Origin of the sequence: Ureibacillus suwonensis, assembly GCF_042655065.1 — a bacterium.
GTDB lineage: Bacteria > Bacillota > Bacilli > Bacillales_A > Planococcaceae > Ureibacillus > Ureibacillus suwonensis.
In genome coordinates this window covers 14,171-27,784 of the sequence record NZ_JBHSNQ010000180.1, presented here as the reverse complement: position 1 = coordinate 27,784, position 13,614 = coordinate 14,171, and the positions used below count along the sequence as shown (strand labels likewise).

The window sequence follows — 13,614 nt, the reverse complement described above, 5'->3', positions numbered from 1 at the left end:
TTTACGAAAATACACGACCAACAAAGATCAACTAACCAAAAATAATGGGGATAAATGGAAAAAGGAGAATTTGAGCCAACTCAAATTCTCCTTTTTCCTATCTAGAAGCTAGTTTTGTCCCAGCCCCATTGTTATTTTTCCGTAAAAGCGATTTTCAGCCCAATCAATGTAAAAATGGATCCTTGCAGATAGTTCATTTTTTTGGAAATCATCGGATTTTTGCGCAGGAATTCTCCCTCCTTGCCTGCAAAGACGCTGATTAAGCCAAAAATAAGGATTGTTTGAATGATAAATACAATCCCCAATAAGACCATTTGAAGGGAAACGTACCCGGCCTCATAATTGATAAATTGCGGGAATAAAGCCAAAAAGAACAAAGAAACTTTCGGATTTAACAGATTCATGATGATTCCTTTTTGATATAACGATTTGTAATCCAAGGAATCCGCACTTCCTAAGTTTATGCCGGAACTTTTATCCATAAAGGATTTATAAGCCAAATATAATAAATAAGCAGCTCCTGCATATTTTACGGCGTTAAACGCGATGGCGGAATGATAAACAACGGCCGCGATTCCGGCGGTTGCGGCGCCAATATGTACGATTAGCCCTGTGCATAGGCCGAGCGTCGTATAAATGCCTGCTTTTTTCCCCTTTGCCATGCTTTGCGCCAATGTGAACATATTATCCGGCCCCGGCATAATGGTAAGAATGGCGGCTACGCTCAAAAAAGATAAGACCGTAAGCAGCTCCAATGATCTAAACCCCCTTAGTACAAATTTTTTATATTTTAACATAGATAAAAAATTGATATTGTTTAATTAAGGAATATATAAAATATTTCAGAGAGTGGGAAAATGAATTGAGAAAACGTATCGAAAAGCGGTTTGCATACCTTTATACGGGGGAGCTGGCCGCCGTCATATGTTTTATTATTGTGAGTTGGTTGTGGAATGAAGCCTATCCCCAATACAGGATATATTCTCTTGCTTCCTTTTGGCTGTCATTTATTTTTCTGGAATTCCTTTTAGTGCAAGGGAGCATGTATTGGTTTTCCAAATGGAAGCAGTTAAAAAAAGAGAATACACCTGTCACACCAATAAAAGTGGTACTGCGGATGAAGAAACTGCAGAAGATGAATATTGTTCTTATCATTGTCACGCCATTCGTTTTTGTTTTGGACATTTTCAGATGGTACCCGTTGCTGCCGGCAGAGGGTCTGACGCTTTCGGCTTTTGTTTTCATTTTTGCCATACTTGAATATATTAATTATTTTCATATACAACTTTCTTATGACAATCAATCGGATATACAGTATTTATTCAGGCACAAAAAGTTAAAAAGGGCGAGTTTAAGTAAAGACTTCGAACGGTTAAAAAAGTGAAGGGGTTTCCTTCACTTTCCGCTTTATTTATTCGTATTTTGTGCTCTCAACAAGTCACGGATTTCCCTTAACAGCTCTTCCTTCGTATCCAGCTCAGGAGCAGCTTCTTCCACCACTTCTTCTTTTTTCTTCTTTGTCAGCTTATTCAACATGCGAATAAATAGAAAAATGGCAAAGGAGATAATCAAAAAGTCGATGACGCTTTGCAAAAATACGCCAAAGGAAACCGTTGCATCCCCTACTCGCCAAATAAATGATTTGGTAAAATCGATTCCCCCGGTAAGAACCCCGACAAGTGGCATGATGATGTTGTCCACCAATGAAGAAACAATTTTGCCAAAAGCGGCCCCGATCACAACGGCTACGGCAAGATCGATGACATTCCCCTTCATGGCAAATTCTTTAAATTCTTTCCACATATAAATCCTCCAATATTTCCATGATGTTAAAATATTCCCTGTTTTGTCATGATGTAAACCGTTTAGTAGTTTTTTGAAGGGGCAGGAAGCATATAATATATATAGAAATGTTTTCCTGAACCAGGAGTTTTAAAAACAGTGGGGGGAGAAAATGGATCGAAATGAAATAAAACATTTGCGAATCAAGCAGTTGGCAGTTGTAAATGGAGCCATGATAACCGTTTTACTCCTCTTTTCTGCCATCATTCGTTTTGCCCCTGGCAGCTTTGCTTATTTCACCTTGGCTTTCGCTATACTCTCTTTTATTTATGCTGTGGTTGCGTTGGTAAAGAAGGATTCTCCAAAGTCGATCATTCCGCTCTTTGAAAAAGTGGCCGCATATGAAAGAGAAAAGTTGGGAGACGGATGGTATAAGCAAAGAAAAGCAGTCATTGTGTGCTATTTTATCATCGGATGCAATTTATTGGCGTCATCATTCTCTTCCTGGAATAACAGTTCCATAGAAAATATTCAACCGGATACCTTTTTTATGGGGGTCATCTCCATTTTGACTTTGGGAATGGTCAATCTCTTGATGCTGTTTCATAACCGGAAAATCGATCATTCAACAAAGGAAGATTTAAAAGGGTATACTTGGAAGTCCACCCTTATTGCTGCCGCAGTGGGAATTGCAGTTGTAACATTATTGATTGTATTTACGATTCATTATATTTTTTCAGGTATATAAAAAATTGGAAAATCAAGAAACACCATTTGGATTCAATTCAAAATGGTGTTTTTTGTGTGTCCCGCAACGGTAAAAAGATTATACGTCTGTAAAGAGGGTACAATAATACGGAAATATAACAATGAGGGAGAAATGATGGATGGATCAACAGATTTTAACAAAAGCGCAACAGGAAGAGTTAATTGGCATACTGAAGGAGCGCTTTGAAAAAAATATGCATCGCCATGAAGGATTGGATTGGGGACCGATTCAGGAGAAACTGGAAGCGAATCCGGATAAGCTTGGGTCTTTATATAAAATGGAAATAACTGAAGGGGAACCTGATGTAATAGGATATGATGAAAAGACAGAAGAATATCTGTTTTGCGATTGCTCCAAAGAAAGTCCCAAAGGGCGCAGAAGCCTTTGTTATGACCGTGAAGCATTGGAGTCGAGAAAAAAACATAAGCCTGAAAACAGCGCGATGGATTTGGCAAAAGAAATGGGCATTGAGATGTTGACGGAAGCACAATACCGCGAACTGCAAAAATTGGAGCCTTTCGACACCAAAACATCCAGTTGGATTTTGACGCCGGAGGATATCCGCCAGCGGGGCGGGGCATTGTTTTGTGACTGTCGTTATGGCCATGTTTTTGTTTATCACAATGGAGCGGATTCTTATTACAGTTCCAGAGGATTTCGCGGGTTGTTGAGGGTATAACCTCGCACCAATCATATGTGGGAGATTTTCCCCTGTCCTATTGTTTGCAGGAAGGGATGATGTGCCAGATGCAATCATCGGTATATGGTCTATTTTCTTGCCCCTGTTTTCACGGTAATTGCCGCATTTCCAGAAAGTCTCTCAACACTTTCAAAAACAAGTTTTTAAAGGAGAAGATGATATGGCCATCCAATATAAAGAGATTCTTTCAAAATCAATACTGACGGAAGCGTCTGGGTATCTGGATATCGGATTTACCCATTCATTGAATCCTTATGGCGGCTGCGCTTTTGCTTGCCGCTATTGTTATGTCCGCGAATTGCCGATTCAAAAGTTTAAAGGAATTTCATGGGGCGAATGGGTGGATATCAAAATGAATGCGCGGGAAGTTTACCGGAAAGAAATCATAAAACTTCGAAAAAAAGAACGTCCCATCAATCTTTATATGTCTTCCGCAACGGATCCATATCAGCCGATTGAAAGAAAGGCGTGCATCACAAGGGGGATATTGGAAGAAATGCTCCAAAATCCCCCGGATCTCCTTGTCATTCAAACAAGGGGCCCTTTAATTGAAAGGGATATAGATCTGCTTGTCCAACTGAAAGAACAATGCAAATTGATCGTATCCATGACCGTTGAAACGGATCGGGAGGATGTCAAACGGGTTTTTGCCCCTTTCGCCCCAAGCATAAAAAAACGGATTGAAACGCTGGAAAAATTGCACCTTGCCCAAGTTACAACACAAGCGGCCATTTCCCCGGTGTTGCCATTCACTCCCGGGTTTCCCAAAAAACTTGATGGCATTGCCGATTATATATGGATAGATACATTGACGATTGGTGATGGAGCGGCAGGAAAACGTTCTGCCCGTTTAAAAATGCCTCAACTCTTTTCAGAAAATCAATTTTCGGAATGGTACCAACAGAACTTACATGTCAAAGTGGAAAATTATTTCAAACAATTCTTTCCAAGTGAAATGATTCGCGTATCCAAACAGGAAGCTTTTTTAAAATAACGGGATTGAGGGGTAAAAAAGTATAAAAGTTTATCCACAAATGATAAATTATTCCCATGTATATTAGAAAAATAAAAAAATATTTTAATTTTCAACTTCCGAAAATTTACACAAAATAAGAAAAATGATTTATAATAATAGTTAATATTGTAGCAGTCCAATTTTTTAAAATAAAATCAATGGCACAAAAGAACTATTGATATAATTGTTTTTTTAATTTTTGAAAATTTAGCGAAAGATTAACTAGGAAATAAGTCTTATTTAGGGTTTCGGTTATATGGGAGGGATAAAAATGGTGTTATTTAAAAGTTTCAGCAAAAACGGCAAAATTAAAGCAAGCCAAGATGAGCCAAAATGGGCGGAAGCGGTGGGTCTTCAAGAGAAAAGAATGAATGTAAACGGTGATTCTGATATACCCAAACAATTAAAATTGATTAATTTGACGGAGAACGATTTACAATTATTAGCTTGCCTAAAACCGTATATTGAAAAAAATATTGAAGAAATCGTAAACGCATTCTATGGGGATCTCACTTCCATTCCAGTTCTGAATGAAATCATCAATAAACACAGTTCTGTTGAACGGTTGAAAAAGACTTTGAAAATACATATTTTAGAGATGTTTTCCGGAAAAATAGATAAAGCATTTATTGAAAAAAGGATAAGAATCGCACAAGCGCATTTGAAAATCGGATTAATTCCAAAATGGTACATCGGCGCCTTTCAAAATATATTGAATTCCTTCATTAATATCATTATCCGGAGTGATTGGTCAAGGGAAAGCATCGAAAAAGCCACTCTCCTGTGTACAAAACTGATCAACTTTGAAACGCAAATTGTTCTGGAAGAGTATGAAAAAGAAAAAAGGGAACATATACATATTCAGCACGAAAAAGTGAAAGGGGAATTGAAAAACAATTTATCCCTCATCACAAAAAATTTGGCGCACCTTTCTGAAGAGACGACAAATTCCATTAAAGAGATTATTCATTATTCGAATGAAATTAAGAACGATACCGAAAGCTATATCCATGATGTCAGAGAAATGGAGAAGAATACAAACAGCGGCAATATATTAATGGAAGAATTGAAAGAGAAAATAAACTCCATTTCTGAAAAGACAAAAGAAATGGAAACTCTTGTACTGGAACAACAAAAAGCATCGGACAAAATCAACAACATTATCTCTCTTGTCACTCAAATTGCTGATCAAACAAATCTCCTTGCGTTAAACGCGGCTATTGAGGCGGCGAGGGCAGGAGAACACGGAAAAGGGTTTGCTGTCGTTGCGGAAGAAGTGCGCAAACTGGCGAACCAATCCAAAGAATCGGTTAAACAAATTACGGAAATTATTGAAAGTACATCCAAAATTACGAAAGATACAGTCTCTACAACTTCCATGATCCGGGATACAGTCACATCCGGCTTGGAAAGCGGTGTAAAAGTAAAAGATACCTTCTATCAAATCGAAGTATCGCTGCAGGATAGCAAAAATAAAATTGAAGTCGTCGGAAAAGATATTGAAAATCTTGTGGAAACGATTGAAAAAATTAAACATTATACTTCCGATGTCGCAAATCAAGCAAAAGAATTGTATGAAAAAACAGTGAACCTCTAATACTTTCAGGAATAAACGGATTTTAGTATTTATACACAATAATGATTATCCAACGGGGATTGGATAATCATTTACTGATTTTGCCTCATTTATAAAGGCCTTTCTTGGAAAGTTTGGCTCTTTTGAACATTGGATTTTCTCTTTTCTACAAATCTCAGAAAAATATTGTTCGAGATGAGGGCGGAAATGATGAAAATGGTTCCGATTGTCTCAAAAATGGTTAAGGCATAACCTTGTATGAGGGAAATGAATAAGGTTGTTACCGGAACAAAATTGATAAAGAGCAACCCATTTAACGGGGATAATAAACTGACTCCAATATTCCAACCGAGTAACGCAATAACCCCGGGAAAGATAATCATAAAGAGCAAATGGGGCACAACTTCAACTAAATCGTTCTTCACAGGAAACGATACAACCCCAAAAAGCGTTGCCCCAATTGTGATAATGAATGCTGTCAATGTTCCAAGCAAACAGCTTAAAGTGGAATAACGCAACGGAGACCATCCATCAAATCGACTCCCGCCGATTGTGTAAATGACCCAGCTAATGACTGCTATTAATAACAGAAAAACCGGAATGATACTATCAGCCGCTCTGAAAAATGACTGAATATCTCCCTTCGTAATGACGAAACAAGCACCGGCAAAAGAAAAAAGAACACAAACCAATGTAAAAGACAGCGGCCGATGCTTAAGGAAAATCCACGCAATAACAATGGAAATCATAGGCATGAGGGATTCCATAATGGAAGCGGCCATCACACCGGATTGCCCCAGCAAATCTTGCCCCAAGAAAATAAATAAATTATAAACGGTAAAGGCCATTGTGCCGTAAAACCAGAGAGGCAAACCTTTCCCTTCTAAACGAAAGGCCTTTCTCCCTTCCCGCCAATACAAAATTCCAGCGAGAATGATAGTGACGGTTCCATAACGGAAAATGGTGAAGTAAAAAGGATCGATAAATCGGAAGGCGGAATGGGCCACCGGAAACATGGCTCCCCATGAAACAGCTGCTATAAAGCATAGTAGTGCCCCAATGAGAATTTTATTCTTCAATTTAAGCTACCCCTTTCTGCAAAAATTGTTATAATCAATATTAGCTTCAATTTAATATCACGTAAAATGAATAAAATGGATGGTTACTATCATTTTTTGTGATGAAGAGAGAGTGGCAATCAAGGAGGTTTAATTGTGGAATTAAAGGATTTAGAAATATTTCAATTGGTGGCGGAAAAGGGGACAATCACAGAAGTGGCAAAAGAATTGAATTATGTCCAATCGAATGTTACGTCCCGCATTCAGAAACTGGAAGCCGAACTGAACACACCTTTATTTCATCGACACCGCCGTGGAATGACGTTAACGCCGGAAGGAAAAAAACTATTATCATATAGTGAAAAAATACTGAAGCTCACAGACGAAATGAAAAAAGCCGTTCAAAATCATGATGAACCAACCGGAAAATTGGAAATTGGTACGGTGGAGACCGTTTATCATCTGCCAATCATTTTATCTTCATATATAAAAAAATATAAAAATGTGGAGCTGTCTCTTTTTACAGGGGTGACGGAGAGTTTGGAAAAAGAGGTGCTCAATCATAAGTTGGATGGCGCTTTCGTGACAAAATCCAACTTCCACCCCGAACTGGAAGTTTTTGATGTTTTTGATGAGGAACTTGTGTTGATTTCGGATTGCCGCGAACGAACAATGGAAGAATTAAAACATGAGCCGTTTTTATGCTTCAGCACCGGTTGCGGCTACCGTGCGCGGCTTGAACAATGGTATAAAGACCAAAATATCACACCACAAAAAATTATGGAGTTTGGCACATTGGAGACGATATTGCGGAGTGTTGCCATGGGGCTTGGCGTGTCCTTCGTTCCAAAATCTGCTGTTTCCCACTTGGAACAGAGCGGAGAAATCCGATGCTACCAATTGCCGGAACAATACAGCAAAGTAAAAACAGTTTTCATTCGAAGAAAAGATTCCTATTTAACAACCAGCATGGAAAAATTTTTAGAAACAATAGAAGAAAGCAAAGAGGCCATTCATCGCAATCTCGAATTAAATTAATATCCTATAGCTATTTTTATTTTTTTAATAGAATTGTTAAAATATATAAACCATCTGTTTTTACGTGGAATGAAAGAAGGATTTTTGCATGTTAACGACCTTTAATGCCAAGCTGCAAAAATTGATGCCCATTTTAACCCCTTTAAGTCTTGTCATAGGGGTTTTTTTAGATGAGATTGGCGGACATTTGCGGTTTCTTGTTCCTTGGATCTTTGCTGTTATGACCTTTGCAGGAAGCATCAGCATCAATTTTCAAGGCTTGCGAAGTGTCAGGAAACATCCGAAATTTATTTTGTTGACAATTGCTTTTTTGCATATTCTCATGCCGATTTGGGCGTACATATTATCCATACTTGTATTTGATGATCATTTACTGACGGTCGGTTTTATTTTGTCCGTAGCCGTTCCAACGGGTGTGACCAGTTTTATTTGGGTCAGCATCTGCAATGGAAATAAACCGCTGGGACTGTCCATTATCTTAATCGATACGCTCCTCTCCCCGATTGTCTTCCCGCTTCTTTCCAAAATAGCAGTGGGGCAGAAAGTGATGATTGATACCACATCCATCATGTTGGATTTAATTTGGATGGTGGTGCTTCCATCCATTCTCGGTATGCTTGTGAATGAATGGGGAAAAGCGGATTTTGTATCGAAGCTGAACAGAGTGTTTGCACCGATGCAGAAATTAAGCATTTTTCTCATTGTGTTTATCAATAGCAGTGTGATTGCGCCATATATAAAAAATATATCTTGGGAAATTATGGATATCATTTTGTTGGTTTTAGTCGTCTCTTTATCCGGTTATAGTTTCTGTATTTTAATAGGGCATTTCTTATGGCGGAAAATGGACTTGATCACGACCTTTGTTTTTACAGGAGGCATGCGGAATATCGCTGTCGGTGTGGTTGTGGCAAGCACCTATTTCCCGGCGAGATCGGTTCTTCCTGTGGTGTTCGGCATGCTGTTTCAACAAGTATTGGCATCCCAATTCGGTAAAATCCTTGAAAAATATCAGCAAAAATTTAATTTGGAATATTAATGCAAAAACTGTTCAAAGGAGATCTTTGGACAGTTTTTTTTATTTATTGGTAGATGAATGGTATAAAAACTAATTAATGAACCACATTAAAAGTAAATGTTATAAGTGGGAGTATATGTATGAGACGTTTTTACCGAAAAGTGCCGAAGAAAAGTTCAACCAATGCAAATTCCGCAAACAAGCGAAATGAAATGTTGCAGCAATTCTCCGGACAGAACGAAAACTTGGGCGGATCAAACAACCAATCCAATATGAGTGGAAGCACAGAAAATGATCAAAAATTAAGTTCCAGTGTTCAACATATAATGGATGCCCAAGAGGGGAATCCGGAAAATCAAAAGGAAAGTCAAAACAATGGACAACCAATAACGGATCAACAAAACCGGCAGATTCAATCAAATACTCAAAATAATCAAAACCAACCATTGGTTTCTTTTAGCCAGACGAATAATCAGCATGTCCAACTTCAGCCTGACAACCCGCAAGGCAATCAGAACCGTGAAGGGGGTCAGGCAAATCAAGCAGATCAAACTAATCAAGCAGTTCAAATCAATCAAGACAATCAATTCAATCAAAACAATCAAGCAAATCAAAATAATCAAAGCAACCAACCAAATCAAGCCAACCAATTGAATCAGGGCAATGGACAGGGCAACCAACCAAATCAAGCCAATCAATCGAATCAAGGCGATGGACAGGGAAGCCAATCGAATCAAAACAACCAAGCCCAAGACATGCAAAACAGTCAAAGCCAACAGCCAAATCATCAAAAACCGATGCCAAACACGGATCAAAATGTATCCGCTCAAATCAGTGTACCGATTTATAAAAAGCTGGAGGACAATATTGAATACATTAAAAAAATCTTGGGAAATCCGTATGATTTAGTTGTCCGGGAATTAAGATTGGAACTTTTCGAAGACGATCCGACTCCAGACCAACAAACATCCACCAATACACAGCTGTTTGTGGATGAAAAGAATGAGCAAACAGTTTCAAAAATCCAATGCAGCATCCTTTATATCAGTGGTCTGGCAAACTCAAAAATCGTGGATGACAACATATTAAGAACGCTGCAAGAGAAGGCCAGGGACAAACAGTTTAAGGAGAACCCACTTGAGCAAATCAATCAGGAAGTTATTGCAATCACAAATACAAAAAAAATCAACACTTTTCAACAAGTGATTGATGCCCTCTTATGTGGAAGTTCCATTTTCATGATTGAAGGGGAAAAGATGGCCCTTGAGATGGGAACGGCCGGGGCTGAAAAGCGTTCCCTCGAGGAATCACAGTCAGAAACGGTTATCCGTGGATCCCGAATATCATTCATTGAAGATATCGATACAAACATTTCGCTGCTAAGAAGGGAATTAAAAGATCCGAATCTCCGCATCGAAAGTTATGAAGTAGGAAGACGGTCCAATCAAAGAGTGGCCGTTTGTTATGTGGAAGGAATCACCAATCCGGATATTTTGGATGAAGTCAAGAGGAGACTCAAAACAATAGACATAGATTTTGTTCCGGATTCGGGAATCGTTGAACAATGGATAGAAGATAGTCCCTTATCCCCTTTCCCGCAAGTGCTTGATTCGGAAAGACCCGATCGGGTGAGTTACAATCTTATGCAGGGGAAAGTGGTCATTTTTTTGGATGGAAGTCCCTTTGCCATAGTGACACCCATTACGGTGGGAGATGCTTTTTTAACAGTGGAAGATTTCAGCCAGCGATGGATTGTTGCATCTTCCATGAGATTGTTAAGATTTTTTTCAGTATTGATCGCCTTATTTTTGCCTGGGCTTTATGTGGCATTGACCTCTTTTCATCCGGGCATGCTTCCTACCCAATTAATCTTGGCGATCACAGCCGCAAGGGAAGGGGTGCCGTTTCCGGCCCTCATCGAAGTGCTTTTGATGGCCGTCACCTTTGAAATATTGCAAGAAGCAGGGATCCGGCTTCCGAAACCGATCGGCCAGACCGTCGGCATCGTTGGAGGGGTGGTCATCGGCGATGTTGCAGTCAGTGCGGGGATTGTCGGTCCGGCATTGGTGATTATTACATCCCTTACCGCCATGAGTTCCTTTACGATTCCGAACTACAGCACGTCCATCAGTTTCCGTATTTTAAGATTCATTTTTGTCATTGCGGCATCCATTTTAGGACTATATGGAATTATTCTTGTTTTCATTATGCTCTGCATCCATGTCGTCAATCTAAAAAGTATGGGCATACCTTACTCAGCGCCGATTGCTCCATATTTCCTTGACAGTTTAAATAACCTTGTTATCCGCACACCTATTACGACACTCAAAAGACGGCCGCCGTATTTGGAGCCATTGGATTTGCAAAAAGTGAACAGTGGGGGTCAAAGGCAATGAATCGATCGCCCGATACGGTAGGAATCATTAGCGACCGGGATCTTTTCATTTCTATCATAACCAATATTATTGGAGTGTTGACACTGACCTTTCCAAGGGTGATTGCACAAGATACGTCCGGCTCGGATGGCTGGATTTCCATCTTGATGGGTGGGCTGATTGCCAGCCTTTTTGCCTGGATTGTTTCGAAAATTGCCATTTCCTTTCCGAATCAATCCTTTTATTCCTACGCTTCCTTCCTGCTTTCCAAGCCGGTTGCTTTTGTGATTACATTTATTTTTTCACTGCTGTTTACTGCGGTTTCCGCATTTAATGTAAGTGAAATCGTCTTCCTTTCCCATCAATACTTGTTTGACCGGACTCCCGAGGAAATCATTGCACTTACATTTTTGCTTGTTGTCGTCTATGCGGTGTCCGGTTCCCAGGCCGCCATTTTCCGTTTGAATATTCTTTTTTTCCCGATTTTACTTGTCGGGTTGTTATTGGTCATTTTTCTGCCAATCAGTATTGTGCAATTGAAAGAATTGTTTCCCATCTTCCAAACGGATTTTACGGGATATATAAAATCGACCGGTACAAGCACCATTTGTTTTTTAGGTTTTATCATCAACTTTTTTTATATCGCTCTTGTGAAAAATCCGAAAAAAATTCCAAAATTGTCTGTCATGGCGGTTTCGATTTCCACTTTTTGTTATCTCATTATTTTTCTTGTTTGCATATCCGTTTTTGGAAATGTCACAACAGGCAATTTGTTTTATCCGACATTTGATTTGTCGAGAACGGTTGAAATCCCCGGCGGTTTTTTCGACCGTTTTGACGCGATTTTATTTGTGTTTTGGACAATCATTTTTTTTACATCTGCAATGATGGGCTTTGATACTGCCGTGATGGCCCTCCGGATGCTTTTTCGTAGATTGAAAAAAATGACCGCCATCTTGATCCTGTCGCCCATCATTTTCTATATCAGCATGTTGCCAAAAAGTTATTTGGAATTAATTTATTATAACAAAGGTCTTGGCTATTTTACGTTGTTCTATTTGATCATTGTAACGATTTTATTGGGTGTGGCATTTAAAATCAAAGGTGGGAAGTCCGGTGGGGAATAGAGCTCCGGTATGGATTTTCATCATTTCAGCAATCCTTTTATCCGGTTGTTGGGATCAAATTGAAATTGAACAACGGGCATTCATATCGGTAGTGGCGATTGATGCCACGGATAATCCGGGGGAAGTCAAATTTACAGAACAACTGGTGAACCCTGAGAATATTTCCACCATAGCGGCTGGCGGCGGGCAAGGGAAAGCCTTCAGAAATCTTTCAGGCACTGGAAGGTCCCTTTTTGAAATCAATCAGGAAATTGCGAAAAAGTCCAGCCGGGTGTTGGATACAACCCATTTAGGCGCCATTATTTTTTCTGAAGAAATCATGAAACAACCCGGTGCGTTTAAAGATTATTTTGATCTGTTTTTCCGTTCCAAAACCATGCGGAGGGGAATCAAGATTGCCGTTTCCAGCGGAGATGCGTGGGAATTGTTGGAGGTTGAGGCGGAACACGAGAAAATACCGGGCGAATACATTATCGAACTGCTGGAAAATAAAGAGGATTTGAATGTGGTGGATTTAATCAGAATCGGGGATATTGATGAAAAGCTTTATTCAAAAATGAGTTTTCCGATGGCACAAATCAAAAAGAAGAGTGACAGGGAGATTGACTATAGTGAAATAGCCATTTATAACGGCCCTCAGGAGCGGATGATCGGCACGTTGAAGGATGATGAAGCAAAAGGGTTGAGTTTTATTCGGGGAATGAAAAACAATGGCGCAATAACAGGAACATTGGATAATGAAGAAATTACGGTTGAAATAGGAAGTATTAAAAGTAAATTTACTCTTGTAAATCCGGATCCGAAACAAATGAAGTTTGCCCTGGATATAAAAATGACCGCGAGTCTTGCTGAACAGGCCGGATGGAACGATTTTTTCAAACGTGAAGTATTGACGGAATTGGAACGTGCTTCAAAGAGAAAAGTGGAAGAAATGGTGAAGAGCGCAATCAAACGTCTACAGGAAGACTTCCGAACAGATGCGATGGGGTTGGGTGAATATTTGCATCATTACCATCCAAAATTATGGAAAAAGGTTAAGGAGGATTGGGAGGAAGGAGCGAATTATTTCTCCAATAGCGAAATTAATCTTAATGTGAAGCTCACAATTGCGGAACCGGGAAGTATTAACCGGACAACTACTCCAAGAGGTGAGTGA

Annotated in this window: 13 protein-coding genes; 10 read left to right on the top strand and 3 right to left on the bottom strand. The window is 39.4% G+C overall.

Annotation, left to right across the window (positions count from 1 at the left end):
• Positions 1-131: 131 nt before the first annotated feature.
• Positions 132-755 carry a LysE family translocator gene (locus ACFPOH_RS13860; RefSeq protein WP_390310218.1) on the bottom strand — a complete coding sequence of 208 codons (624 nt, stop codon included), beginning with the start codon at positions 753-755 and terminating at the stop codon, positions 132-134.
• Positions 756-862: 107 nt separating this feature from the next.
• Here ACFPOH_RS13860 and ACFPOH_RS13855 point away from each other — a divergent pair, with 107 nt between their 5' ends.
• Complete coding sequence (locus ACFPOH_RS13855; protein ID WP_141602586.1) at positions 863-1,384, top strand: general stress protein; 522 nt, start codon at positions 863-865, stop codon at positions 1,382-1,384.
• A 23-nt stretch (positions 1,385-1,407) separates the two neighbouring features.
• On the opposite strand, the gene mscL is transcribed toward ACFPOH_RS13855, so the two are convergent.
• The gene (gene mscL, locus ACFPOH_RS13850) at positions 1,408-1,803 is read right to left on the bottom strand and encodes a large conductance mechanosensitive channel protein MscL (protein WP_141602587.1); all 396 of its coding nucleotides are present in this window, start codon (positions 1,801-1,803) and stop codon (positions 1,408-1,410) included.
• Positions 1,804-1,954: 151 nt separating this feature from the next.
• Here mscL and ACFPOH_RS13845 point away from each other — a divergent pair, with 151 nt between their 5' ends.
• The 4 genes from ACFPOH_RS13845 (at position 1,955) to ACFPOH_RS13830 (ending at position 5,863) form a co-directional block, all read left to right on the top strand.
• The gene (locus ACFPOH_RS13845; RefSeq protein WP_342470965.1) at positions 1,955-2,530 is read left to right on the top strand and encodes a hypothetical protein; all 576 of its coding nucleotides are present in this window, start codon (positions 1,955-1,957) and stop codon (positions 2,528-2,530) included.
• A gap of 139 nt (positions 2,531-2,669) precedes the next feature.
• Positions 2,670-3,230 carry a DUF4256 domain-containing protein gene (locus ACFPOH_RS13840; protein ID WP_342470968.1) on the top strand — a complete coding sequence of 187 codons (561 nt, stop codon included), beginning with the start codon at positions 2,670-2,672 and terminating at the stop codon, positions 3,228-3,230.
• A 181-nt stretch (positions 3,231-3,411) separates the two neighbouring features.
• Entirely contained in the window at positions 3,412-4,245 is an 834-nt protein-coding gene (locus ACFPOH_RS13835; protein WP_342580587.1) for an SPL family radical SAM protein, read from the top strand.
• 292 nt (positions 4,246-4,537) lie between these two features.
• A complete protein-coding gene (locus ACFPOH_RS13830) occupies positions 4,538-5,863 on the top strand; it encodes a protoglobin domain-containing protein (RefSeq protein ID WP_390310215.1) in 1,326 nt (441 codons plus the stop codon).
• An 89-nt stretch (positions 5,864-5,952) separates the two neighbouring features.
• On the opposite strand, the gene ACFPOH_RS13825 is transcribed toward ACFPOH_RS13830, so the two are convergent.
• A complete protein-coding gene (locus ACFPOH_RS13825) occupies positions 5,953-6,921 on the bottom strand; it encodes a DMT family transporter (protein ID WP_342470971.1) in 969 nt (322 codons plus the stop codon).
• Between the two features lie 135 nt (positions 6,922-7,056).
• On the opposite strand from ACFPOH_RS13825, the gene ACFPOH_RS13820 reads away from it, so the two are divergent.
• The 5 genes from ACFPOH_RS13820 to ACFPOH_RS13800 all read left to right on the top strand — a co-directional run bounded on the left by ACFPOH_RS13820 (position 7,057) and on the right by ACFPOH_RS13800 (position 13,614).
• Complete coding sequence (locus tag ACFPOH_RS13820; protein ID WP_390310212.1) at positions 7,057-7,938, top strand: LysR family transcriptional regulator; 882 nt, start codon at positions 7,057-7,059, stop codon at positions 7,936-7,938.
• 88 nt (positions 7,939-8,026) lie between these two features.
• On the top strand, positions 8,027-8,977 hold the full coding sequence (locus tag ACFPOH_RS13815) for a bile acid:sodium symporter family protein (RefSeq protein ID WP_390310210.1): 951 nt from the start codon (positions 8,027-8,029) through the stop codon (positions 8,975-8,977).
• Between the two features lie 119 nt (positions 8,978-9,096).
• Positions 9,097-11,352, top strand: coding sequence for a spore germination protein (locus tag ACFPOH_RS13810; RefSeq protein ID WP_390310208.1), 2,256 nt, complete (start codon positions 9,097-9,099; stop codon positions 11,350-11,352).
• Positions 11,349-12,458 carry a GerAB/ArcD/ProY family transporter gene (locus tag ACFPOH_RS13805; protein WP_342580582.1) on the top strand — a complete coding sequence of 370 codons (1,110 nt, stop codon included), beginning with the start codon at positions 11,349-11,351 and terminating at the stop codon, positions 12,456-12,458. Before ACFPOH_RS13810 ends, ACFPOH_RS13805 begins: the two co-directional genes overlap by 4 nt.
• The gene (locus ACFPOH_RS13800) at positions 12,448-13,614 is read left to right on the top strand and encodes a Ger(x)C family spore germination protein (protein WP_390310206.1); all 1,167 of its coding nucleotides are present in this window, start codon (positions 12,448-12,450) and stop codon (positions 13,612-13,614) included. The genes ACFPOH_RS13805 and ACFPOH_RS13800 overlap by 11 nt, the downstream gene beginning before the upstream one ends.